General features: G+C 66.7%; 24 protein-coding genes and 1 riboswitch. Of the genes, 5 read left to right on the top strand and 19 right to left on the bottom strand.

The features are described from left to right. Positions 1-102: 102 nt before the first annotated feature. A riboswitch (glycine riboswitch) is annotated at positions 103-211 on the bottom strand. A gap of 77 nt (positions 212-288) precedes the next feature. From KAJ83_RS14835 to KAJ83_RS14800, 8 genes are all read right to left on the bottom strand, one after another. Then, positions 289-633, bottom strand: a complete 345-nt coding sequence (locus KAJ83_RS14835; protein ID WP_210682885.1) for a RidA family protein — start codon at positions 631-633, stop codon at positions 289-291. A 37-nt stretch (positions 634-670) separates the two neighbouring features. Then, the gene (locus tag KAJ83_RS14830; protein WP_210682884.1) at positions 671-1,711 is read right to left on the bottom strand and encodes a histone deacetylase family protein; all 1,041 of its coding nucleotides are present in this window, start codon (positions 1,709-1,711) and stop codon (positions 671-673) included. Positions 1,712-1,735: 24 nt separating this feature from the next. Continuing rightward, positions 1,736-2,665 (bottom strand): 3,5-dioxohexanoate:acetyl-CoA acetone transferase, encoded by a 930-nt coding sequence (gene kce / locus KAJ83_RS14825; RefSeq protein ID WP_210682883.1) that lies wholly within the window; start codon positions 2,663-2,665, stop codon positions 1,736-1,738. A gap of 22 nt (positions 2,666-2,687) precedes the next feature. Further along, positions 2,688-4,049 (bottom strand): aminotransferase family protein, encoded by a 1,362-nt coding sequence (locus tag KAJ83_RS14820; RefSeq protein WP_210682882.1) that lies wholly within the window; start codon positions 4,047-4,049, stop codon positions 2,688-2,690. Positions 4,050-4,120: 71 nt separating this feature from the next. After that, complete coding sequence (locus tag KAJ83_RS14815) at positions 4,121-5,242, bottom strand: ABC transporter ATP-binding protein (RefSeq protein ID WP_210682881.1); 1,122 nt, start codon at positions 5,240-5,242, stop codon at positions 4,121-4,123. Positions 5,243-5,367: 125 nt separating this feature from the next. Further along, positions 5,368-6,522: an ABC transporter substrate-binding protein gene (locus KAJ83_RS14810; protein ID WP_210682880.1), complete on the bottom strand. Its 1,155-nt coding sequence runs from the start codon at positions 6,520-6,522 to the stop codon at positions 5,368-5,370. A 152-nt stretch (positions 6,523-6,674) separates the two neighbouring features. Continuing rightward, positions 6,675-7,469 carry an ABC transporter permease gene (locus KAJ83_RS14805; RefSeq protein ID WP_210682879.1) on the bottom strand — a complete coding sequence of 265 codons (795 nt, stop codon included), beginning with the start codon at positions 7,467-7,469 and terminating at the stop codon, positions 6,675-6,677. Positions 7,470-7,484: 15 nt separating this feature from the next. Then, on the bottom strand, positions 7,485-8,360 hold the full coding sequence (locus KAJ83_RS14800) for an ABC transporter permease (protein ID WP_210682878.1): 876 nt from the start codon (positions 8,358-8,360) through the stop codon (positions 7,485-7,487). 138 nt (positions 8,361-8,498) lie between these two features. On the opposite strand from KAJ83_RS14800, the gene KAJ83_RS14795 reads away from it, so the two are divergent. Continuing rightward, a complete protein-coding gene (locus KAJ83_RS14795; RefSeq protein WP_210682877.1) occupies positions 8,499-9,473 on the top strand; it encodes a LysR family transcriptional regulator in 975 nt (324 codons plus the stop codon). 22 nt (positions 9,474-9,495) lie between these two features. On the opposite strand, the gene KAJ83_RS14790 is transcribed toward KAJ83_RS14795, so the two are convergent. The 4 genes from KAJ83_RS14790 to KAJ83_RS14775 are packed head-to-tail and all read right to left on the bottom strand — an operon-like array spanning position 9,496 to position 14,048. After that, positions 9,496-10,191, bottom strand: coding sequence for a fumarylacetoacetate hydrolase family protein (locus tag KAJ83_RS14790; RefSeq protein WP_210682876.1), 696 nt, complete (start codon positions 10,189-10,191; stop codon positions 9,496-9,498). Between the two features lie 43 nt (positions 10,192-10,234). After that, complete coding sequence (gene gtdA, locus KAJ83_RS14785; protein WP_210682875.1) at positions 10,235-11,287, bottom strand: gentisate 1,2-dioxygenase; 1,053 nt, start codon at positions 11,285-11,287, stop codon at positions 10,235-10,237. After that, a complete protein-coding gene (locus tag KAJ83_RS14780; protein ID WP_210682874.1) occupies positions 11,284-12,888 on the bottom strand; it encodes a benzoate-CoA ligase family protein in 1,605 nt (534 codons plus the stop codon). Before KAJ83_RS14780 ends, gtdA begins: the two co-directional genes overlap by 4 nt. Continuing rightward, positions 12,885-14,048 (bottom strand): FAD-dependent monooxygenase, encoded by a 1,164-nt coding sequence (locus KAJ83_RS14775; protein ID WP_210682873.1) that lies wholly within the window; start codon positions 14,046-14,048, stop codon positions 12,885-12,887. The genes KAJ83_RS14780 and KAJ83_RS14775 overlap by 4 nt, the downstream gene beginning before the upstream one ends. Positions 14,049-14,146: 98 nt before the next feature. On the opposite strand from KAJ83_RS14775, the gene KAJ83_RS14770 reads away from it, so the two are divergent. Beyond that, complete coding sequence (locus tag KAJ83_RS14770; RefSeq protein WP_210682872.1) at positions 14,147-14,932, top strand: IclR family transcriptional regulator; 786 nt, start codon at positions 14,147-14,149, stop codon at positions 14,930-14,932. A gap of 3 nt (positions 14,933-14,935) precedes the next feature. Here the strand turns inward: KAJ83_RS14770 and arsB are convergent, their stop codons facing one another. The 4 genes from arsB to KAJ83_RS14750 are packed head-to-tail and all read right to left on the bottom strand — an operon-like array spanning position 14,936 to position 17,215. Continuing rightward, on the bottom strand, positions 14,936-16,003 hold the full coding sequence (gene arsB, locus KAJ83_RS14765; RefSeq protein ID WP_246484658.1) for an ACR3 family arsenite efflux transporter: 1,068 nt from the start codon (positions 16,001-16,003) through the stop codon (positions 14,936-14,938). Next, positions 16,000-16,368 carry an ArsR/SmtB family transcription factor gene (locus tag KAJ83_RS14760; RefSeq protein WP_210682871.1) on the bottom strand — a complete coding sequence of 123 codons (369 nt, stop codon included), beginning with the start codon at positions 16,366-16,368 and terminating at the stop codon, positions 16,000-16,002. Before KAJ83_RS14760 ends, arsB begins: the two co-directional genes overlap by 4 nt. After that, positions 16,365-16,874, bottom strand: coding sequence for an arsenate reductase ArsC (locus tag KAJ83_RS14755; protein ID WP_210682870.1), 510 nt, complete (start codon positions 16,872-16,874; stop codon positions 16,365-16,367). Before KAJ83_RS14755 ends, KAJ83_RS14760 begins: the two co-directional genes overlap by 4 nt. Next, the gene (locus KAJ83_RS14750; RefSeq protein ID WP_210682869.1) at positions 16,871-17,215 is read right to left on the bottom strand and encodes an ArsR/SmtB family transcription factor; all 345 of its coding nucleotides are present in this window, start codon (positions 17,213-17,215) and stop codon (positions 16,871-16,873) included. The genes KAJ83_RS14755 and KAJ83_RS14750 overlap by 4 nt, the downstream gene beginning before the upstream one ends. A gap of 231 nt (positions 17,216-17,446) precedes the next feature. Between KAJ83_RS14750 and KAJ83_RS14745 the strand changes: the two genes are divergently transcribed. Both KAJ83_RS14745 and KAJ83_RS14740 read left to right on the top strand, forming a co-directional pair. Next, positions 17,447-18,106, top strand: a complete 660-nt coding sequence (locus KAJ83_RS14745; RefSeq protein WP_210682868.1) for a DUF1194 domain-containing protein — start codon at positions 17,447-17,449, stop codon at positions 18,104-18,106. 139 nt (positions 18,107-18,245) lie between these two features. After that, positions 18,246-19,193 carry a homocysteine S-methyltransferase family protein gene (locus KAJ83_RS14740; protein ID WP_210682867.1) on the top strand — a complete coding sequence of 316 codons (948 nt, stop codon included), beginning with the start codon at positions 18,246-18,248 and terminating at the stop codon, positions 19,191-19,193. A gap of 60 nt (positions 19,194-19,253) precedes the next feature. Here KAJ83_RS14740 and KAJ83_RS14735 read toward each other — a convergent pair whose 3' ends face one another. Then, positions 19,254-20,210: a 2-hydroxyacid dehydrogenase gene (locus KAJ83_RS14735; RefSeq protein WP_210682866.1), complete on the bottom strand. Its 957-nt coding sequence runs from the start codon at positions 20,208-20,210 to the stop codon at positions 19,254-19,256. Between the two features lie 192 nt (positions 20,211-20,402). Between KAJ83_RS14735 and KAJ83_RS14730 the strand changes: the two genes are divergently transcribed. Beyond that, complete coding sequence (locus KAJ83_RS14730; RefSeq protein WP_210682865.1) at positions 20,403-21,227, top strand: universal stress protein; 825 nt, start codon at positions 20,403-20,405, stop codon at positions 21,225-21,227. 29 nt (positions 21,228-21,256) lie between these two features. Here the strand turns inward: KAJ83_RS14730 and KAJ83_RS14725 are convergent, their stop codons facing one another. Together KAJ83_RS14725 and KAJ83_RS14720 are read right to left on the bottom strand one after the other, a co-directional pair. Next, positions 21,257-22,084 carry a D-glutamate cyclase family protein gene (locus KAJ83_RS14725; RefSeq protein WP_210682864.1) on the bottom strand — a complete coding sequence of 276 codons (828 nt, stop codon included), beginning with the start codon at positions 22,082-22,084 and terminating at the stop codon, positions 21,257-21,259. A gap of 40 nt (positions 22,085-22,124) precedes the next feature. After that, positions 22,125-23,603 (bottom strand): M48 family metalloprotease, encoded by a 1,479-nt coding sequence (locus KAJ83_RS14720; RefSeq protein ID WP_210682863.1) that lies wholly within the window; start codon positions 23,601-23,603, stop codon positions 22,125-22,127. Positions 23,604-23,747 lie beyond the last annotated feature (144 nt).

Below are 23,747 nucleotides of genomic sequence, written 5' to 3'. Positions count from 1 at the left end.
CGCATCGGGCCGGCGGGGCTTACCCCGTCGGTGGGAGGTCGCTTACATGCCGGCACCGTCGATGCCGAGCGCGCGGGCGACCCCCGCTTTCCAGAATGCCCTTCGCGCGACGCGGTCCCTTTGCCTGAGAGATTCCGGGGCGGTTGCTCCTTCGGCGGCGGCCCGGCCGGATATCCATCCGGCCGGAGACGCGCTCTCCCACGGCGCGGCACGGGCTATGTGCGACAAAACGTACAGCAACCGTCGCCCAAGTCAACGCCGCCCCCGGAACGGGACGGCGCCGCCCCGTCAGACCGCCGCCGTGATGATGATCTCCACCTGATATTCCGGCGTCGCCAGCCTGGCTTCCCCGCAGGCGCGCGCGGGCGCCGCGCCCTCCGGCACCCAGGCATCCCAGACGGCGTTCATCTCGGCGAAATGCGCCATGTCGTCGAGCCATATGACCGCCTGCAGGATCTTCGCCTTGTTGGAGCCGACCTCCGCCAACAGCGTGTCGATGCGCGCCAGGATATCCTCGGTCTGCTTGGTGACGGAGGCGCCCGCCTCCCCCACCTGCCCGGCGAGATAGACGGTGTCGTTATGCACCACGATCTGGCTCATGCGCTGGCCGACATGATGGCGGGTCACGGTCATCGGATCGTTTCCTTCCTTGTTACTGCGAATGGAACAGTCATGCCCCGTGACCGTTCCCGAATCCAGTCAGGAAACGCGTCAGATTGGGGCCGAGATCGTCCGAGAGATAGCCCCCCTCCTGCACCAGGACGGTGGGCAAGCGCATTCGGCCGATCCGCTCGGCGATGCGCCCGAAGCCGTCCGTCGTGATGGCGAGGCCCGCGAAGGGATCGCCGACATAGGCATCGAGGCCGAGCGCGACCACGAGCGCGTCGGGCGCGAAGGCCTCTATCCGCCGAATCGCGTCCTCCAGCGCGGGCATGTAATCCTCGTCGCCCGTGCCCCGCGGGATCGGCAGGTTGAGATTGTAGCCGAGGCCGGGCCCCTCCCCCCGTTCGTCCGCGAACCCCCAGAAGAAGGGGTAATAGCGCACCGGATCGGCATGGATCGAGACGGTCAGCACGTCGGCGCGATCATAGAAGCAGCCTTGCGTGCCGTTGCCGGCATGGAGATCGACATCGAGGATCGCGACCCGCTCGCACGCTTCCCGCAACACGCCGGCGGCCACGCCGCAATTATTCACGAAACAGAAACCACCCGCCAGATCCTTGAAGGCATGATGGCCGGGCGGACGGCACAGCGCGTAGGTCCAGCCCGCCATGCCGTCGCGCACGGCGACGGCGGCCTCGGCCGCGCTCTGCGCGCTCCAATAGATCGAGTCCCAGCTATGCGGGCCGATCGGGCAGGCCGTATCGGCCTGATGATAACCCGCCTGCCCGACGGCGGAAGACGGATAGCTGCCGTCCCGCCGGTCGGGATGGATGTTCGGAATGACCTCCTCCGAGGCGCCCTCGATACGCTGCCACCGCTCGTAGATGCGGGAGAGGAAATCGATATATTCCGGCGTATGAACCCGCGCGATGGGGCCGAGACCGTGATCGGCCGGCCGCTCCGGGGCGAGACCGGCCTGCTCCGCGCCGGCCAGCAGGCGCCGCGCGCGCTCCGACTGCTCGGGGCTCGGTTTCTGGGCGCCGGAGACGAGGAACGTCCTCGGCTCGTGGCGCAACTGCTCGTCGGCGAAATAGACCTTCATGCTCATGCAACTCCGAACCCGAAAGGCGTCTCAGAAGCCGACCCGGTCGCCGCCCTTCAGCGCGAGACGCGCGCGGGCCTCGGCCGGCTTCGCGATATCGAGGGACAGGCCCTCGGCGATCTTGCGGACCTGGCGCACCTGATCGGCGTTACGCTCGGCCAGTTGGCCGGGTCCGATGGTCAGGCTGTCCTCCAGCCCCACCCGCACATTGCCGCCGAGAGAAAGCGCGATCGCGGCGAGCGGCATCTGATGGCGTCCCGCGCCAAGCACCGAGAACTCGTAATCCGCGCCGAACAGCTTGTCGGCGGTCGTTTTCATGAAGACCAGGTTCTCCCGGTCCGGACCGATCCCGCCGAGCACGCCAAGCACGAACTGGACGAAGAAGGGGGGCCGGATCAGACCGCGATCGACGAAATGCTTGAGGGTATAGAGATGTCCCACGTCATAGCATTCGAACTCGAACCGCACCCCGTGATCGCCGCCCAGCCGCGCGAGCGCGGTTTCGATGTCGCCGAAGGTGTTCTTGAAGACGAAATCGCGCGTCGCCTCCAGGAACGGTTTCTCCCAATCGTGCTTGAAATGCGCGATCCGATCGATGGCGGGGAACAGGCCGAAATTCATCGTGCCCATGTTGAGCGAGCACATCTCCGGCGAATGGGCGAGCGCGGCCGCCATCCGTTCCTCCACCGTCATGGTGGAGCCGCCGCCGGTCGTGATGTTCACGACCGCGTCGCTCGCCTGCTTGATGCGCGGCAGGAACCGGCCGAAGACCTCGGGGTCCGGGGAGGGGCGGCCATCCTCCGGGTCGCGCGCATGGAGATGCAGGATCGCCGCGCCGGCTTCCGCCGCCTCGATCGCGTGGGTCGCGATCTCCTCCGGCGTGACGGGCAGGTGCGGGCTCATGCTCGGCACATGGACCGACCCGGTGACGGCGCAGGTGATGATGACCGACTTCGCCATGATCGACGCTACTCTCCTCGGTTCAGTCGGCGACGGGCAGCTTGTGGCGCGCGGCGAAGGCGTCGAGCGCGCCTGTCAGCTTCTCGACGATCTCGCCGATATGCGCGTCCTCGACGATCAAGGGCGGGCAGATCATGAAATGCTCGCCCTTGAGGCCGCCGCGCGTGCGCCGGGAATAGATGATGAGCTCGCGGGCATAGGCGTCCTCTACCAGGTCGGTGAAACCGTTCATCGCGACCGGCAGGGGTGCCATGCTCTCCCGATCGCGGCCGAGTTCGAAGGCCAGTAACAGGCCGCGCCCCCGCACGTCGATGATGAAGGGATAACGATCCATCAGCCCTTCCAACTCGGCCTTCAATTTCGCGCCCTGGCGTTCGGCCGCCGCGATCAGGTCGAGGCGCTCCAACTCCTCGATCACCGCCGCGCCCGCCGCGCAGGCCAGCGGATTGCCGGCATAGGTGTACCCGTGGATGAAGCCGCCATGGTCCAGCACCGGCTCCACCAGATCGCGATGCGCGGCCATGGCGCCGAGCGGCGCGTAGCCGGCCGCGAACCCCTTCGACATGGCGACGATATCGGGGCGTGCCGCGGGCCAGTGATCGCCGCCCAGGAACCTGCCCGTGCGCCCGGCGCCGGTCATGACCTCGTCCAGGATCAGGAGGATGCCGAACTCGTCGCAAATCTCCCGAATGCGCGGCAGATAGCTCTCCGGCGGGACCAGCGCGCCGGTGGAGGCACCGCCGATCGGCTCGACGATGAAGGCCAGCACGCTCTCCGGCCCTTCCTCCAGGATCTTGTCGCGCAGCTGCTCAGCATAGCGCAGACCGCGCGCCTCGTCGTCCAGATCGTCCCGGTCGAGATAGCAGGTCGGCGCGTCGATCTTCGGCATCTGGCGCATCATCGGCTCGAACGGCCGGGACATGACATCCATGCCGGTCACCGCCAGCGCGCCGAGAGTCGAGCCGTGATAGGACGGGAAGCGCGAAATCACCTTCCAGCGTGAGTCCCGGCCGGTCGCGACCGCCCATTGCCGCGCCAGCTTGAGACAGCTTTCCACCGCCTCCGACCCGCCGGAAACGAAGAAGATGCGATCCAACCCTTCCGGCATCCGCCGGGCCGTCATGGCGGCGAGGCGTTCGGCCGGCTCGTTCTCGAAATGCAGGCGGTAGCCGAAGGTGGCCTTGTCCATCTGACGGCGCATCGCGTCCAGGACGTTCGGGTTGGAATAGCCGATATTGGCCACCATCGGCCCGCTGGAGGCGTCGAGGAACCGGCGCCCGTCCTCCGCGTAAAGATAGACCCCCTCCCCCCGGTCGAGGAGCGGGCGGCGCTGCCGGGTCTGATAGAAGAGATGCGAACGCGGACGATCGATCGGGGCGGACATCGGGGATGCGACCTTGCGGTTGGTCCGGACGCCATGCGATCCGCATGGCGCGCGGAGCATGAGAAACGCAGTTACTGGGGCAACACGACCACGTCGCGGGCGCGCACGCCGACGGAGACGGCCTCGCCCTCGCTCAGCGGATGCTCATCGATCGTGTTGATCGCCTGAAGCTGATGGCCACCCGCTTCCAGGAAATATCGGGCAACCTGCCCCTGATAGTCCACGGTCGTCACGCGCCCATCGAAGCGCGCGATATCCGGCGCATCGCCGGAGGCGACTTCCGCCGCCCCTTTTCCGGTGGCGGTAAGAGCCAGCTTTTCCGCCCGGATCGAGAGCTTGACCTTCTGCCCCTCGGCGAAGCGCCGGGTCTCGTCCTGGTCGATGGCGGCCTGGAACGTGCCGAGCCCCTGGGTCTCGACCTTGGCGCCGGTGCGATCGGCGGAGACGATGCGCGCCTCCAGGATATTGGAGGCGCCAAGAAAACGCGCGACGAACTCGCTCGACGGGCGGTTATAGACCTCCTCGGGCGAGCCCACCTGCTCGACATGGCCGGCGCTCATCACGACGATCCGGTCGGACATGGCAAGCGCCTCCGACTGATCGTGGGTGACGAAGACGGTGGTGATCCCCAGGCTGTGCTGGATGCGCTTCAACTCGACCCGCATGTCCTCGCGCAGATTGGCGTCGAGAGCCGACAGCGGCTCGTCCAGCAACAGCACGTCGGGTTGGATCACGATGGCGCGGGCGAGCGCGATGCGCTGCTGCTGCCCGCCGGAAAGCTGGGAAGGAAAACGGTCCGCCGTCTGCGGAAGCTGCACCAGTTCCAGCGCCTCCCCGACCCGGCGCCTGGCCTCGTCGGCGGAAACCTTCCGGTACTTCAATCCGAAGGCGACATTCTCCTGCACGGTCTTGTGCGGGAACAGGGCGTAATTCTGGAAGACGATGCCCAGATTGCGCTTGTGGATCGGCAGGTCGTTGACCCGCGTCCCCTTGATCAGGATATCCCCCTCGGTGATCGAGGTAAGGCCCGCGATCATGCGCAGCGTCGTCGTCTTGCCGCAGCCCGACGGGCCGAGAAGCGTCAGGAACGAGCCGTCCTCGATCCCGAGGTCGGTTTGGTGCACGGCCGTGAAGTCGCCATAGCGCTTCACCACCTTCTGCAACGTCACCGCATGCGTCGTCGCTTCTGTCACGGGGCCGTATCCTTCTCGATTGAACGGGCTCGGTTATCCGGGCTCGGCTATCCGGGGCGGGTCGCCCCCGGGATGCCCATGCGGCCATCCCGGGGAACGAACACCGGCCGGTCGGCAAACGCCGATCAGTAGCCCTTCTGCACGCGCCCGAAGGTCTTCGACCACTCCGCCTCGTTGCTGTTCCAATAGGGCGGATCGAAGAAGTTCAGGCCGGAAAGCGTGCCGGTGGGATCGAAGGCCGGCAGTTTCTTGACCTTCTCCGACAGCTCGACCTTGGTCGGGTCGAGGGCCGGCGGATAGTTCTGGCCCTCGGCGACCGCGATCGCGACCTCCGGCTCCAGCATGAAGTTGAGCAGTTCCTCGCAGGCCGCCATCGGGCTGCCCTTGAGCACGAACAGGCACTCCTGCCAGCCGAGACCGCCCGGCGGGTCGTAATAGCCGAGATCGTGCCCTTCGTCCTGCAGCGCCTTGATGCGGCCGGACCAGCCCTCGGTGACGTAGATTTCCTCCTCGGCGAGCAGGCTCATCAGCTCCGCGCCCGATCCCCAATACTTGAGGGCTAGATCTCGGTGCGTACGGATCGCGTCCCAGACGGCATCCATGTCCTCGATTCCGTTCGGGTCCTGATCGGTCTGCAGCGCGCCGTACCAGATGCGGGTCTTCCACTCGCCCCAGCCGCCGATCTTGCCCTCATAGGCGGGATCGATGAGGATCTTCGCGCCCTTCTCCTTGATCTCCTCGTCGGAGATGTACTTGCGGTTATAGGCGAGGCTGGTCGTGCCGTAATCATAGGGCACGGCCGAGAGCGTGCCGTCCGTCACGTTACGGAACACATCCGTCAGCGCGGTGATCACGTTCTTGAGGTTCGGGATATTGTCCTCGTTGAGCTCGGTCGAGAGCTCCAGATTGTGATAGCGCACATAGTCGAAGACGCCGGACAGGTGGGCGATATTGAACTCGCCCGGCTGGCTCGCCTTCACGCGGGCTAGATACTCGTCGGCACCGCCGAAGGTGCCGTCGACCACATCGATCCCGGTCTTCTTGGTATAGGGCTCGAAGGCATATTCCCGGAACGCCTCGGAGACGACGCCGCCCCAGCCGTCGAAGCGGACCTGTTCCGGCGTCGCCGCCTGGGCGTGACGGCGCAGCGCCGCGAAGGGCCCGCCGGTGACGCCCGCGACCGTGCCGGCGGCGCCGATCAAGCCGAGGAAGGTCCGCCGGCTGAGATCGCCGTTGCGATAGCGTTCCAGCAGGCGTTCATACCGTTTCGTATCGTCCATTTCCCTGTTCTCCTCTGATAAGGATGCGTTCAAAGTCCCAGTTGGGTGTTTCGCTCTCGTCTTTTTCTCGTCGGGGCCGCCTTGTACCTCGTCCTTCGGTTTCCACGCCGGGGGGCCAGCGGCCATGGCCCCGCGAAGCGCGATCTTTCGCCCTAGCCCCCGCCCCGCCCACGGGACAGGCGCCGGGCCGCCGCCGCGCCCAGCAGCGGCAGGGCGACGGTCATCACGATCATCACGGTGCCGAGCGCGTTGATCTCCGGCGAGATGGAGTTGCGCAGCATCGCGAAGATCTGCGTCGGCACCGTCTCCACGCCGCCCGGCTTCCAGAACAGCGTGCCCGTGATGTCGTCGAAGGAAATGGTGAAGGCGAAAAGCCCGCCCGCCAGAACCGCCGGCAGGATCAACGGCAACGTCACCTGGAAGAAGGTCTGGACGGGGCCGGCGCCGAGGCTCATCGCCGCCTCCTCGTATTCCCGCCGCACGCCGACGAGACGCGCCTGCACCACCAGCACGACGAAGGGCAGGGTGAAGATCACATGCCCCGCCAGCAGCAGAACGAAACTCTTCGGTTGACCGAGCGCGCCGAGGAACAGCAGCAGCGCGACGGCCAGCACCACCTCCGGCACCAGGATCGGCGCGATCAACGCGGTCGCGATCAGGTTCTTGCCGGGGAAGCTGTAACGCACCATGGCGAGCGACCCGAGCACCCCCAGCGTGGTCGAGATGACCGAGGTCAACGCCCCCAGCACCAGCGAGGTCTGGAAGGCCCGCACGATCGCGTCGTTGTTCCAAAGCTCGACGAACCAGCGGAAGCTCACCCCCTCCATTGGGAAGGAGCCGAACTGGCTGGAGTTGAAGGACAGCAGCACCACGACCGCGACCGGCGCGAACATGAAGAGATAGACGAGGATCGTCCCCAGACGAATCAGGCTCCACCCGCTCGGCATCGCGTCGCCCTCCCCCTAACCGAAGCTCTTGGCGATCTGGCCCATGCCGGCGAAGCGGTTATAGACCGCCACCAGCACGCCCAGCAGCGCGAGAAGCACGAGCGACAGGGCCGAGCCCAAGGGCCAGTTGAGCTGCGTGATGATCGCGTCGAACACCAGATTGGCGAACATCGCGTCGGTCGGCCCGCCAAGGACGAGCGGCGTGATATAGGTCCCCGCCGCCAGCACGAAGCAGAGCAGCGACCCCGCCGCCAACCCCGGCAGCGACAACGGCAACGTCACCTCCGTGAAAGCCTGCCATGGGGTACTGCCGAGCGATCGCGCCGCGTCGATCAGATTGCGGTCGATCGCATAGAGGCTGACATAGACATTGAGGATCATGAAGGGCAGCAGGAAATGCACGAGCCCGATGATCACCGTCCATTGATTATAGAGCATCTGGATCGGCTCGTCCGTCAGGCCGAGCCATTGCAGCCCCACATTCACCACCCCGCTGGTGCCCAGGATGTTGATCCAGGACATCGTGCGAATGATGTAGCTGATCCAGAAAGGCAGCATCAGCAGCAGCAGCAGATAGGCCTTATGCCGGAACTGCGTCATGGCGATGAAATAGGCGGGGATATAGCCGACCAGCGCGCAGATCACCGTCGTCGCGAAAGCGATCCAGATCGTGAAGCCCAGAATATCGCGGTAGAAGGCATCGCCCAGCACCTCGGCCCAATTGTCGAGATGAAAGCCCGCGATATCCGCGCCCGTCGCCGTGCGCAGCCAGAAGGAATAGACCGCGATGAAGCAAACCGGGATCACCAGCAGCAACAGAATCGCGGTCAATGCCGGCGAGAGCAGCGCCCACGGCCGGAGCGGCTTTTCTTGCGGATCGAGCGAGGCCATCGCCCCTCGTCCCCCTGATCGTCATCGGGACCCTTCAATGGGGCCCGTCTTTATCCTGTAATGATCAGGGTCGGGGAGCCCCTTGCATTTAGCAAATAGATAATGGAAATCGTGATCATAGTTTGAAAGAATGACCCGATGGAACAGCACGCGCCCGAGGAGGGCAACCGGCTCGCCCGGCAACTGGATTGGAACCTGCTGCGCACCTTCATCGCGATCGTGCAGGAGGGGGGAATCACGGCCGCGGCCAACCGGTTGCTGTTGAAGCAACCGACGGTCAGCAACGCGCTCAAGCGGCTGGAGGACCGGCTGGGCAAGCGCTTGATCGACCGGGGTCCCGGCCGATTTCGCGTGACCGACGCGGGCGAGACGCTGTTCCGCGAGGCGATCGAAATCCAGGGCTCCATCGCGCGCATCGCCACGGCCGTGCGCGACATCGACGACGCCGTGCGCGGCGAGGTCTCGATCGGTTTGGCGAGCCATGTGGTCTATCCGCCCTTCGACCGCGCGCTCGGCCGGTTCAGCAACCGGCACCCGCTGGCGCGCTTCGTCCTCAGCGTGGCGACCAGTTCGGAGGTGCAGGGCTGGGTGCTGGAAAAACGGGCGAGCTTCGGCATCTGCCTCGTTCACCAGCGCCATCCGCGCCTCGACTACACCCATCTGTATCGCGAGGGGTTCGGCTTCTTCTGCGGCCCGGACCATCGCTTCTTCGGACGCGAGGATTTGACGCTTGAGGACCTGCGGGGGGAGCCGTCGGTCTCCTTCGGCACGGACCAGTTGAACGACGCGCTGCGTCCCGTGGCGCTGCTGCGCGCGCAGATCGGCATGGAGGATACGATCCGCGCCACCTCCCCCCATCTGGAGGAGGTGCGCCGCCTGATCATCGCGGGCGTCGGGATCGGCCCCCTGCCGATCCATGTCGTCGCGCGGGAGGAGCGGGACGGTCTGCTCTGGCGCCTGCCGCCGCATGACGCTCCCCCGGCGATCGATATCTTCCTCGTGACCAATCCGAAGACGCGCCTCAACCGGGCGGAGGAAGGCTTCATCGCCATGCTGCGGGCGGACGCCGCCGCCCTGCCGCTGGCGGCGCGAACCTACCCGGCGGTGGGGTAGGCTATTTTTCTCCCCCGCCGCATCAGCCGCGCGGACCGATGGTGATATCGATTTCCGGCAGATCGCCGACGCCGCCCGTCATCCGCTGGCCGGGCGTCACCGCGCCGACGCCCGCGGGCGTGCCGGTATAGATCAGGTCGCCCGGCCGCAGCACCATGGTGTGGGAGACGATGGAGACGATCTCCGGGATATCCCAGATCAGTTCCTCGACGGAGGCGTCCTGGCGCCTCTCGCCATCGACGGCAAGCCAGATGCGGGCATCATCGATGGCACCTGCCTCCGCCCGCCGGACGAGCGGCGCGCAGGGCGCGGAATTGTCGAAGGCCTTCCCCCAATCCCAGGGGCGTCCCATCTCCTTCGCGCGGGTCTGAAGATCGCGGCGGGTCAGGTCGATCCCGACACCATAGCCCCAGATCAGATCGCGCGCCTTCTCCTTCGGCACCGCGCGCCCTTCCGCGCCGATCGCGACCACCAGTTCGATCTCGTGATGCAGGTTTTCCGTCTCCGGCGGATAGGGGATGGTCGCGCCGGTATCGACGACCGCGTCGGCCGGCTTGGTGAAGAAGAAGGGCGGCTCGCGATCCGGATCCTTGCCCATCTCGCGCGCATGGGCGGCATAGTTGCGCCCGACGCAGAAGATACGGCGCACGGGGAAACGCGCGGCCTCGCCGGCGACGGCGACGCTGGCCTGCGGCGGGGCGGGCAGGATGAAGTCCATGAAGATGTTCCTTTGCAAATTTTGCGTAATTATGGATCGTCGATCAGGCGTTGCCGCGATCCTCGCGCCAGAGGCCGAGTTTCTCCTGCACCGGCCGGTCGGAGAAACTGAACAGCACCGCATCCTCGTCCGCCTCGTGGCGCACGGGCGCCCAGCTCGGCGCGACGAAGATATCGCGCGGGCCCCATTCCAGCACCGTCTCGCCGATGGTGCTGCGCCCTCTGCCCTCCGTCGCGGTGAAGACGGTCGCGTCGGTCGAACGATAGGCGGCGGTCTCGAACCCCCTGGGCAGCAGTTGCAGGCAGGCGCCCATTGTCGGCATGGCCCAATCCCCGTTCGCCGGATTGACGTAGCGCATCTTGATGCCGTGACAGGCATCCCATTCGCCGGTGCCGCGCAGGGTCTCCAGCGTCTCGCGGCTGCGCTCGTAGGGATAGCTGAAGACCGGGCTGTTGCGGGTGTCCCCCGCCTCCCAGCCGATGGGCAACATGCCCTGGCCGAAACGCGCCAGATTGTCGCCGGCGGGCCGGGCGCGCGGATATTCGTCCGCGCCGTACCCTTCGGCGAAGCTGGCATCCAGGAAATTGACCAACGGGATGTCGAGCCCGTCCATCCAGATCATCGGCCGGTCGCTGTCATTGCCGTGATCATGCCATGCCCAGTTGGGGGTGATCACGAAATCCCCCGGCTTCATGACCGTCTTCTCGCCGTCGACGGCGGTGTGCGCCCCCTCGCCCTCCATGACGAAACGCAGCGCCGTCTGGGTGTGACGATGGGCCGGCGCGATCTCCCCCGGCAGGACGAGTTGCAGCCCGGCATAGAGCGAACTGGTCACGCGGCCGTCACCGGGCAGGCCCGGATTCTCCAGGATCAGGACGCGGCGCTCCGCCTCCTTCGCGGTGATCAGCTCGCCCGCCTCCATCAGCAAGTCGCGCACCGCCGCGTAGCGCCAGAGATGCGCCGTCGCGCGGCTCTTGGGCTGTTTCGTGACCAGGGTCGAGAACTTGGTCCACAGCGCCGAGAGGTCCTGCGGCTCCAACCGGTCGTAATAGGCCCGGCGTTCGGGCGTCTCCCTGGGTGCGTTATCCATGCTCATCGGGTTACCTCCCCCTGCGCCGCCTTCAGGCGCGCGCGGTCTATCTTGCCGGTGCCGGTCTTGGGCAATTCATCCATGTAGACCACGTCGCGCGGATATTTATAGGGCACCAGCTTTTCCTTCACGAACCCCTGCAGCGCCTTGGTCGTCGCCTCCCCCGGCTCGGTGCCGGGCGTCAGGACGACATGGGCACGCAGCGTCATGCGCCGATCCGCCATCTCGACCGCCAGCACGGCGCATTCATGCACCGCCGGATGGTTGGCGAGCGTCAGTTCCACCTCCAACGGATAGACCCACTGGCCGGACACCTTGACCAGATCGTCCGCCCGGCCGCGAAAGAAGAAGAAGCCGTCCTCGTCCTCGATGAAGCGATCGCCGGTATAGATCCAGCCGTCGCGCATGGTCTCCGCCGTCTTGTCCGGGCGATTCCAGTAGCAGGGCGCGTTACTGTCGCCCAGCACCCACATGATGCCTTCCTCGCCGCGTTCGACGGGCGCGCCCTCCTTGGTCGTCAGTTTGATCGCATAGCCCGGAAGCCGCATCCCGGCGGAGCCGAGCTTGCGCCGGTCCATCCGGTTGGAGAGATAAATATGCAGAACCTCCGTCGATCCCAGCCCTTCCAGGATGTCGTGCCCAAAACGCCGGCGCCAGGTGTCGAAGATTTCCTCCGACAGGATCTCGGCGGCGGAAACACAGGTCTCGACGCTGGAGAAGTCGGCGTTGACCGCGCTCTCATGCTTGACCAATGCGGTATAGAGGGTCGGCAGACCGAAGAAGCGGGTCGGACGGTAGGTTTCCACCATCTCGAAGATACGCGGGGGCTTCGGTGCCTCCGGCATCAGTACCGTCGCGCCGCCGACGCTGAAGGGAAAGGTCGCGGAATTGCCGAAGCCGTAGGCAAAGAAGATCTTCGGCACGGAGAAGCAGATATCGCCTTCCGTCAGCCCCAGCACCGGCTTGGCATAGGCCTCGGCGGTATAGGGCATGTCGTGATGCAGGTGAACGACGCCCTTGGGTTTCCCGGTGGAACCGGAGCTGTACATCCAGAAGGCCATTTCGTCGCGGTGCGTGTCGGCCGCATCGAGCGTCTCCGGCTGGTCCGCGATGAAGGTGGCGAGGCTCTCCGCCCCCTCCGCCCCGATATCGAACGGGTCGATCGTGACGATCCGCTCCACCGCCGCGCGCGCGAACTTCTCCCGGAAGGTCTTGTCGCAGACGACGACCCTGGCCCCACTGTCCTCTAGGTAGAAGTCGATCAACTCGTCGGTCGACTGGGTATTGATCAGCATCGGCACGAAACCTGCCCGGATCGCGCCGAAGATGGCGGCCAGATGGGGGCCGTGATCCTCCATGAAGCAGAGCACGCGGTCGCCGCGTTCCAGCCCCTGGGCGATCAGCGCATTGCCGATCCGACCGGCCAGCGCGCACAAGGCCCCATAGGTGAAATCGCCGGCGGGGCAGAGGACGGCCGTCCGCTCCCCCCGCCCGCGATCCAGATTGTCGAACAGGACGCTGGAGGCGTTATAGCGTTCCGGACAGGCGAAGCCGATCTCCCGCGACGGCGCCGCATCCCGGGGCACGCGGTCGGTGATGTCGGTCATGACGTGCCCCCCCTGGCCATCCCTTCCTTGTCCACCGTCCCGTCCTTCGCCGCGCGATAGGCGGCCACGAATTCCGGCGAGAGCTTGGCCAGCCGGTCGGGATCGACCCGCCCGCTGCGCGAGATATAGGACCAGGCAAGGTCATGGGGATCGAGCGCCATGTGCGCCGGGAAATCCTCGTACCAGGCCGCCGACGCATTGGCCGCGGCGACCAGCTTCTCCACGATCGGACGGCGGCGTTCCTCGAACAGCGCGAGGGCGGCCGGCGCGTCGCGCCCTACCTCCCCGATCGCATCCGCCAGCGCGATCGCATCCTCCAAGGCCAGCCGCGTGCCGGACCCGATGGAGAAATGCGCCGTGCGCAGCGCATCGCCGATCAGCACCGCGTTTCCGACCGACCATCGGTCGTTCGAAAGACGCGGGAATTGCCGCCAGTTGGATTTGTTGGTCAGGAGCGGCCGGCCGTCCAGCACATCGGCGAAGATTTCGGCGCAGATCCGGGCCGATTCATCCTCTCCCATCCCCTCGAACCCATAAGCCGCATGGGTCGCCGGATCGCATTCCACGATGAAGGTGCTGCGGTCCGGCTGGAAACGATAGTGATGGGCGTTGAAGAAACCCTTCTCCGTGCGCCGGAAGGTCTGGGTCAGCGCATCGAAGGGTTTTTCCACCCCGAACCAGGCGAAACGGTTGGCCAGCGGCCGGTTGTCCGTGCCGAAATCGGCGGCCTGCCGGACGACGGAATTCACCCCGTCCGCGCCGACGACGATATCCGCGCCGTCGAGAAGCGCCGCGCCCTCGATCCGTTCCCCCCACCGGGGGCGGACGGCGGTGGTCTCCAGCCGCGCGGCCAGCAGGTCGAGCAGCCGGTGCCGTCCGATCGCCGCGAAGCCGATGCCGTCCAGGGTCACCGTCCGGCCCGCGTGATTGATCCTGAGATCGCGCCAGCGCTCCATCTCCGGGGCGATCAGATCGTGCGTGCCGGGGTCGTCATCCTTCAGGAAGCCGAGCGCCTGATCGGAGAACACCACGCCGAATCCGAAGGTGGCGCCCTTCGGATTCTGCTCCCACAGATCGATTTCATGGCCCGCATCCTGGCCGGCCAACAGATAGGCGAGATAGAGGCCGGCGGGCCCACCGCCGACAATTCTTATGCGCATCGTACGTTTCCTCCCGGACCTTTATGGCCCGGTTGCCGTTGTTCGTTATTCCATATTGTGCAAATAGTTTCATATCGTGCAACCACCGGATTGACGCCATGGCATCGCCCGACGACACCCCGCCCCCCGCCGGCCGGCGGGGCATCCAATCCGCCGGCACCGCGGTCGATGTGCTGACCGCGATGGCGCGGGCGCGCGGGCCGGTCACGCTCGGCGACCTGGCGCGGATGACGGGCATGACCGCCAGCACGCTGCATCGCTATCTGGCGAGTTTCCTGGAAAAGGGGCTGGTGGTGCAGCAGGGTCGCTCCGGCGCCTACGATCTCGGCCGGCTTGCGGTGGAAATCGGTCTGGCGGCGCTCAACCGCTCGCGCCTCGTCAACGACGCGGCCGATGCATTACCCGACCTTGCCCGCGCCACGGGGACCAGCGCACTGCTCTCCGTCTGGGGGCCGGAAGGCGCCACGATCGTGCGGATCGAGCGCTCGGAGCGTCTGGTCGCCACCGCGCTCGGCCTCGGCACGCGCCTGCCGCTCCTGACCTCCGCGACGGGACAGGTCTTCCTCGCCCATCTGCCGGATGCGCTCAGCCGGTCGGAACTGACGCGCGAGCAGGCGGCCGGCGTCACCGGTATAAAGACACCCGAGGCGATCAGGGCGGCGGTGCGCGGAAACGGCTATGCCTGGGTCGATAGCCAATTCCTCCCGGGGCTTGCCGCGATCGCGGCGCCGATCCTCGATTGGCAGGGCTATCCGGAGGCCACCGCCTCCCTTATCAGCACCGATCCCGCGATAACCCGTCCCGACAGCCCGGTCGTCGCGGCGCTGAAGCGGTTCGCGGCGGATCTGGGCGCGACATCCATAAATCCCGCATCCGGCGCCTGAACGCTATCGCCCCTCGGGAAACCACCCCCGCGTCCGGTTGGCGAAGGCGACGAGGGAAAGCATCACCGGCACCTCCACCAGCACGCCGACGACGGTCGCCAGCGCCGCGCCCGATTGCAGACCGAACAGGCTGATCGCCACCGCGACCGCCAGTTCGAAGAAGTTCGACGTACCGATCAACGCGCAGGGCGCCGCGATCCGAAAGGGCAGCCGCCAGATCCGCGCCGCCCCATAGGCGATGGCGAAGATGCCGTAGGATTGCAGCAGCAGCGGCACCGCGATGAGGGCGATCACCACCGGCCGTTCCAGGATCACCTCCCCCTGGAAACCGAACAGCAGCACCACGGTCGCCAGCAGTCCCAAGATGGAGAATGGCTTCATCCGCGCGGTGAACCGGTCGACCGCGCCCGGGTCCCCGCCCGACCGGGCAAGCAGACGCCGGCGCGTGGCGATCCCGGCGGCGAGCGGGATCGCGACATAGAGCGCGACCGATATCAGCAGCGTCTCCCACGGCACGCTGAGATCCGTGACGCCCAATAGCAGCGCCACGATCGGCGCGAAGGCGACGATCATGACGACATCGTTGATCGATACCTGAACCAGCGTGAAGGTCGCGTCCCCGCGCGTCAGTTGCGACCAGATGAAGACCATGGCGGTGCACGGCGCGGCGCCCAACAGGATCAGGCCCGCGATATATTCCTTCGCATCGGCCGGCGCGATCCAGTCGGCGAACAGCCCCTCGAAGAACAGGACCGCCAGCCCCGCCATGGTAAAGGGCTTCACCAACCAATTGACGGCGAGGGTGACGACGAGACCCTTCGGCGTCTCCCGGATATGGCGCAGGCTCGCGAAATCGACCGACACCATCATCGGATAGACCATCGCCCAGATCAGGACCGCGACGACCAGATTGACCCGCGCGACCTCCCACCCCGCCAGCGTCTCGAACAGGCCGGGCGATACCGTGCCCATCCCCAACCCGGCCGCGATGGCCAGCGCCACCCAAAGGCTGAGGCCGCGTTCGAAACGGCCCATCGGCGCGTCGCTTTCCGTCACCGTTCGATCGGTCATGACATCTCCTCCTCGGCCCGGGACGGGCAACCCGCCACCGCGCTCGGCCCGCAAAGCTCCGGACGGCCGTCGCAGCAATCCCGCAGCAGGAAGCGCATCACGGCGGCGAGCCCCGTCAGATCGGCGGAATAATAGAGATACCGCCCCTCCCGCCGGCGGCTCAGGAACGCCGCGCGGACAAGACGGTCCAGATGTGGGGACAACGCATTCTCCCGCACGTCGAGGCGTGCCGCGATCTCGCCGGCCGACATTTCGTCCGGCAGGGCCTCGACCAGCAGACGCACGACGGCGAGACGCGTCTCATGCGCGAGCGCGCCCAGATGCGCGACCGCATCCTCGACCCAGCGTTGCTCCGCCGGCCTCATTGCGTCTCGCTTTCCCGGCGGCCGATATCGTCCAGCCGGGCCTTCAGCGTCATGCGATCCAGACTATCGAACGGCAGGGCCGCGAAGGCCTCGATGCGGGTCGCCAGCATGCGGTAGACATCGGCGAGGAAGGCCGCGCGCTCCGCCACCGTGCCCCGAAACGCCACCGGATCGGGCACGCCCCAATGGGCGGAGACCGGCTGCCCCGGCCAGACGGGACAGACCTCCCCCGCCGCGTTGTCGCAAACCGTGAAGACGAAATCGAGCTTCGGCGCGCCCGGCGCCGCGAACTCATCCCACGGCTTGGAGCGTAGCGCATCGGTTTCGTAGTGGCGCATGCGCAGAAATTCCAACGTTTCGGGGTCGATCGCGCCGCGTGGCCGGCTTCCCGCGCTGAAGGCATGGAACCGCGTCCCGAAATCGCGATTCATGATCACCTCGGCCATAACGCTCCGGCAACTGTTCCCGGTGCACAGGAACAGGACATTGAAGGCGCGTTGCATCATTCGGCTCCCTTGCGCTCGCCATGAAGGGACGGAAGAACGGCCGCGCAGATATCCGGCCGCCCCCCGCAACAATCGGCAAGTAGATAGTCGCCCAGCGCCCGCATCCCCGATGGGTCGACGGCGTAACGGCGCCCGCCGCCTTGCTCCGCGAGGCGGATCAACCCGGCGCGGCGCAGGATATCGAGATGGCCCGACAACGTGTTGTGGGGTACGCCCATCCGCTCCGCCAAAAAACCGGGCGCGATGCCGGACGTACCGGCCCGAACCACGGCCCTGAAGGCCAGCAGCCGGGTCGGCTGGGCCAGGGCCTTGAAGGCGGCGGTGGCGTTCTTGTTATCCATATTTCATGAAATATCGACGGATGAGGTTGACCGCAAGACCAAACGACGACCGTCACGCAATCTTCATGGCGGGCTTCAGGGCAGGCTTCATGATGGCTTCATGGCGAGCGGACATAGGGCGGATTGCCTTCCCCCCGATCGGGAAACGGCACTATCCTGCGGGGGATGATCCGACCTGCCCGCCTTCTCCTCGCCCTCGGGCTCCTTCCGACGCTCCTCGCCGGTCCGGCGATGGCCGAGGGGAAGCGGGTCGATCTCGAACTGGTGCTGGCGGTCGACGCCTCCTATTCCATCGATAATCGGGAGTTCCGCTTGCAGATGCAGGGTATCGCGGCGGCCTTCCGCGCGCCGGAGATCGTGGCCGCGATCGGCAGCGGCCCGATCGGCGCCATCGCCGTCTCCCTCGTCGTCTGGGCCGAGGCGACGCGCCCCCAGGATGTCGGCCCCTGGATGGAGCTGCGCGACGCGTCGGACGCGGAAGCTTTCGCGCGCTTGGTCGAGGACTATCCACGCCGGGTCAGCGGCGGCACCGGCATCGGCAAGGGCATCGCCGTCGCCGCCCGGCACATCGCCGACAACGGCTTCGAGGGCACGCGCAAGGTGATCGACGTCTCCGGCGACGGCAAGGAAACGCCGGCGCGCGAATGGGTCGTCCTGCTGCCCCAGGCCCGCGCCATGGCGGACCGGCTGGATATCACGGTCAACGGGCTCGCCATCCTGAACGAGGAATCGCGCCTCGACCTCTGGTATCGCGACCATGTCATCACCGGCTTCGGCGCCTTCGTCATGCGGGCGGGAACCCTCCGGCATTTCGCGGCGGCGATCCGGCGCAAGCTGGCGCGCGAGATCCGGCACGACCCGAACGTCGCGGCCCTTACCGCCGGGGACTGAGTCTCGCGAAACGACCGTGCGCCCGCGTGATACCGGCCCAGGGCGCGAATCACCGAAAAGACGTCGCGATTGGAAACGCCGACATGGCCGTGCCGTGCGATGGAGCGGAAAATACAATCCGGGTGGAAGTGCCGACGCCATGACCGATACGATACGCGATGTCATCCTGCTGGACGGCGGGATGGGCCAGGAACTGACCAAGCGCAGCGCCAAGCCGCCGATGCCGCTCTGGTCCGCGCAGGTGCTTCTGGACGAGCCGGAGTTGGTGGAACAGGTCCATTACGACTTCATCATGGCGGGCGCGCGCGTCATCACGCTCAGCAGCTACACGGCGACGCCCGTCCGCTTGGCCAAGGCCGGGCGCGGCGACGATTTCGAACGGCTTCAGGTGGAAGCCGTTACGGTCGCGAAGCGGGCACGGTGGCGTGCCGGGCGGCCCGTCTCGCTCGCCGGGTGCCTGCCGCCCCTGATCGCGAGCTACCGACCCGACCTTTCCCCCGATTTCGACGATGCGCTGGCCCAGTACCGCGCCATCGTCGCCTTGCAGGCCCCGCATGTGGACCTGTTCCTGGCTGAAACCCTGCCCAGCGCCGCGGAGGCGGAGGCCGCCAGCCTCGCCGCCTGGGAAAGCGGTCTGCCGGTCTGGACCGGCATGACGGTCGACGATGCCGACGGCGCCCGGCTACGCTCGGGCGAGGCGTTGGCTGATGGAATCGCGGCCGCGCGGCGCGGCGGTGCCGGGGCGGTATTGGTCAATTGCTCCACGCCGGAGGCGGTGGACGGCGCGATGCCCGTGCTCTCCGCATCCGGAATTGCCTTCGGTGCCTATGCCAACGGCTTCACCAGTGTCGCCCCGCTGCGCGACGCCGCGACGGTGGAGGTGTTGAGCGCGCGCCATGACGTAACCCCCGCGCACTATGCCGAGGCCGCCACCGCCTGGGCGGAGGCCGGCGCGGCGATCGTCGGCGGTTGCTGCGAGATCGGCCCGGCGCATATCGCGGCGCTCGCCGAACGGCTGGAGGCGGGCGGCTTCCGTCTCATCAACGGTCCGCTCGCCGATCCCGGCCCGGCCGCGGCCAACGCCTAAGGTCAACGCCTAGGGGTTACACGGCCGACGCCCAGGGGCTACCGCGACACGCGGGAAAGCTCAGTATCCCGCCTTGGGATCGACCACGCCCTCGGGCGTCTCGCCCCGCTCGAAGCTCTCGATCGCCGCGCGCAGGCGGCCGACGCCGGTGCGCACCCGCGTGATGCTGGCGATATGCGGGGTGACGGTAATCGCGGGATGGGTCCAGAAGGGATGCTTGCCGGGCAAGGGTTCCTCCCGGAAGACATCGAGCGTGGCGCCGGCGAGTTGGCCGCTGTCGAGCGCCTGGAGCAGATCGGCTTCGACCAGATGCTCCCCCCGGCCGACATTGATGAGGTAGGCCCCCTCCGGCAGCTTGGCGAAGAGATCGGCGTTCAGGATATCCTCAGTCGCGTCCGTGCGGGGCAGCAGATTGACCAGGATGCGGCTCCGGCTCAGCAGGGTTTCCAGCCCATCGTCGCCGCACAGGCTTTCGACGCCCGGGATGTCCTTGGGTGAGCGCGCCCAGCCGACCACGGGAAAGCCGAAATCGGCTAGCGCGCGGGCACATGCCTCCCCCATCACACCGAGGCCGAGGATGCCGACGGTGACCTCCTCGACCAACGGTTCGGTTCCGTGGGGTCCGCGGATTTCCGGCCTCCAGAGCTGTTGGCGTTGCTGATTCAGGTAATCCGGCAATTTCAGATGCGCGGCCAGCGCCTGCGCCATCACGAATTCCCGCATGCCATTGGTAAGACCGCTTTCCACCATGCGCGCGATCGGCAGATGCGCCGGGAAATCGGGATCGGCCGTGATGTGATCCACCCCGGCCCAGAGCGAGAGCACCGCCTTGACGTTGGGATAGCGGGCGATCTCCCCGGGCGGCGGCTTGGCCGCGATGACATAGGTGACGGACGCCGGATCGAGTCCATCGATATCGTCCGGCCAAACCTTGAGGGGCATGTCGGGAGCCTGCCGGCGCAATTCGGCGGCCCATGTCGCGGCGCTGTCGGAACGGCTGATGAGAAGAACGGTCATGGACGCTCACCTGTTGCTCGGTGATTGGAGGGGGGCGGATCGCCGCCTCTCCTATCAGGCTTCGGAGGATCGGGCCAGCGACACCGGAATTTGACGCAGGTCAAGGCGGCGACCACGCGGAAAGGCCTAGCCTTGCACGAATGAACACGCATCCATCCGGATGCGCGCGACCGACGAGAGGAGATCCGCCCCATGTCCCTTAAGCGCCTTTTCGTTCACTTCGACGGGTCGGCGCGCGCCGAACGCGCGTTGGATACGGCACTGCGCCTTGCCGACGGTCACGACGCCCACGTCATCGGCTGCGCGGTGGAAAGTATTCCGACCCTGCCCAGCGCCGTCGGCGTGCAGGTTCCGGCGGCCGTCTATGACGCCATCCGGGCGGAAGTTCGCGCCGCCATGGACAAGGCCCGCATCATCTTCGAGGAAAGCTGCCGCAAGGCCGGGCGCGCCGACCGCTGCGAATGGCAGGAGGTGGAGGGCGACCCCGCCCACGCGCTGGCCGAGGCCGCGCGCTGCACCGACCTGATCGTCCTTGGCCAATCGGAACCGGACCGCGATCCGGCCCATATCGAGGCCCTGCCCGACGATCTGGTCATGATGGCGGGCCGGCCGATCCTGGCCGTTCCCTATATCGGCGCGCCGAAGACGACCGGGAAGAATATTCTGGTCGCCTGGCGCAACGGGCGGGAGGCGGCGCGCGCGGTGATGGATGCCCTGCCGCTGCTTCAACAGGCGGAACAGGTCACCATCCTCTGCATCAACGCCAGCAAGTGGGATGACCTGCCCGGCGCCGATATCGCGCGCTGGCTGGCCGAGCATGGCGTCGCCTGCCGGATAGAACGGGTGAGCACCGAGGTCGACCCGGCCGACACGATTCTCAACTGGGTCAGCGACAACGGCGCGGACCTTATCGTGATGGGCGCCTACGGCCATTCGCGACTGCGCGAGACCGTCCTCGGCGGAACGACCCGGGGCATCCTGCGCCATATGACGGTGCCGGTGCTGATCGCGCATTGACAGGGAGGGGCGTCGGGCGTGGGGTCGTTCTACCGGTCCCACGCCCGATCGATCGGCAAGTCGGTGATCAACCGCTTGCCCGGCGCGTTTAGAAGGGCAAGGCCGGGCCGCGCGGCCCGAATCGCCGTCGCCGCCGAATGGGTCGAGGGCCAGAAGAGCGGCACCTCCCCCTCGCGCATTCGCGAGGGAACGCCGCCGTCCGGCCGGGACAGCCGGTCGATGCCGATCGCCCCGGGATCGCCGAAATGCACCGGCGCCCCATGGGCGAGCGGATAGCGCGCCGCGATCTCGATCGCGCGGATCGCGTCCCCGGCGCTGAAGGGGCGCATCGTCACCCAGAGCCGGCCGGCGAAGGCACCGCTCGCGATCAAAGGTATATTGCTCTCATAAAGCGGTGGGGAATGCGCCTCGCTGACCTCCCGCACTTCCAGATCAGCGGCCATCAGCGCCGCCTCCATTCCCTGCCCGGTGCCGAGCGCGAAGGCGACGAGATCGGCGCGCCAAAGATCCGAGACATCCGCCCGCTCCCCCTCCTCCGCGACACCGTCACGAATGACGCGATAGCCCGGTAGATCACGGGCTAGATCAAGCCCGCCGGCGAGCGTCGGCAGCGCCCGGTCCCCCGGCGCGGACATGGCCAGAAGCGGAAAAGCCCGGGGATTGAGCGCGCATAGCCGGGCGAAAGCCAGGGCATCGGCCTCCGGAACCACCACCAGCGCGGCCTGAAGATGACCCGCGGCCAGCGCCTGGGTCGGTCCGTCGATCATGCCTTCGCGGATCAACCGTCGCGCCGCGGAGGGAGACCGGGCGGCGAGTACCGGATCGGCCCGGCGGCGCTCTTCCCCGCGCTCGGACATGGGTCACCCTTCCTGCATCATGGCCCCGGGGCTCGCCCCGCTAAAGGACGATGGTCTTGACGTACTGACCGGCATGCAAGGGACGCCCGTCCACCAGATCATTGAGCACGCGGAACATTTCCTCGTTATAGCGGCCGTGCGGCATATGTTTCGACAGCCCCGCGACCGTATCACCGGACTGCACGGGCACGACGAGCAAACGGTGCGGTTTGATCGCGTTCGCCGTCTCGGCCGAGATCCTGGCGAAGGAATAGGTGGTCTGGCGCAGCCGCTCGCTGAAGGCGTCGGTCTGCTGGGGCTGCGTGACGAAACGGAAGCGATAGACCTGATCGCCACCGTGGCGGATCGCGACACCGCGAACATCCGCCTGTCCCTGCTGACCGTTGAGGCGCGCCCAGCCCGTCGCCCCCGGCATGCCGTTCACGTCGATCGGCTCCAGATCCCGCAGGGTGACATCGCCCGACCAATCCCGTTGTAGATAGGTCGCCATGTTCCGCCCCTCCGGGACCGTTACCCCGTCGAAGACGATGGAGACGGTGCGATCCTCGTTGAAGGCGACGACCTGCTCCGGGCTGTTCAGCATCGTGAAACCTTCCGGCACGGTGAAGCGGAAGCGCAGATCGGGATGGGTGAAGGTCTGGCCGTCGATCACGCCTTGCGATGGATCGTCGCCATAGAGCATGCCGTCGATCTGGCCCAGGAACTGTTCCCGATTGACCAGGGTCGCGTTCGGCGCGGTACCTACCGCCTGATCCTTGGCGCGCTGCACGCGCTCGACCGTGCGCGGGTGGGTGGCCATCAGGTTGGTCTCGTCCACGCTGCTCGGGTCCTTGCCGTTGATCTTGGCCTGAACCTGGCTGTATTCCCGCAGGGTCGAGAGAAAAGTGGACATCATATCCGGGTCGTAGCCGGCCCGGCTCATATAGCGTATGCCGAGGCTGTCCGCCTCGAATTCCTGCTCGCGCGAGAAACTTTGCAGGACGAGACCCGCGACGCTGCTCCCGACATCGGCGACGGCGCTCGACCCCGTCGCGACGGTGCCGAGAAGCAAGAGCCCCTGCGCCAGTTGCGTGGAGCCGACACGCTCCGCCGTGTGCCGCGCGTTCACATGCCCGATCTCGTGACTGATAACGCCCATCAACTCCGCCTCGTTGGAGGCGTAGCTGAGCAGCCCGCGCGAGACATAGACGAATCCGCCCGGCAGCGCGAAGGCGTTGATGATCGGCGAATTGACGATGGTGAACTTGTACGGAAACTCCTGATATTCCGCGTATTCGGCCGCCTTGTTGCCAAGCCGCTCGACATAGCTCTGCAGTTTGGCGTTCTCGTACTCGCCACCGAACTCCTTCACCAGCTTCGGGTGTTGCTCGCGCCCCATGGCGATGTCGTCCTCGATCGACATCAGTCCTGTGAAGCTCGTGTCACCCGTGGCGCGGTTGGTGCCGACACATCCACCGAGGCAGCCCGCCCCCACCCCGCAGGCGCCTACCTGAAGGAAATGTCGCCGCGTCAGCGCCATGATGTCGTCTCCTCCTCGCGCGGGGGGCCTCCCCCCTTCGAAAGTACCGTCTCTCCGCGCCATCGTGCCACGATCGGCCGGCAGGTCCAGACGTTAGAATGTGGCGCGCTATTTTTTAACCGCCCGGGACGCCGTTTCCGGTTC

Source organism: Marivibrio halodurans (assembly GCF_017963645.1).
GTDB classification, from domain to species: Bacteria; Pseudomonadota; Alphaproteobacteria; order UBA8366; family Aestuariispiraceae; genus Marivibrio; species Marivibrio halodurans.
The sequence above is the reverse complement of the archived record's forward strand: the minus strand, read 5'-3'. Positions and strand labels throughout refer to the sequence as shown.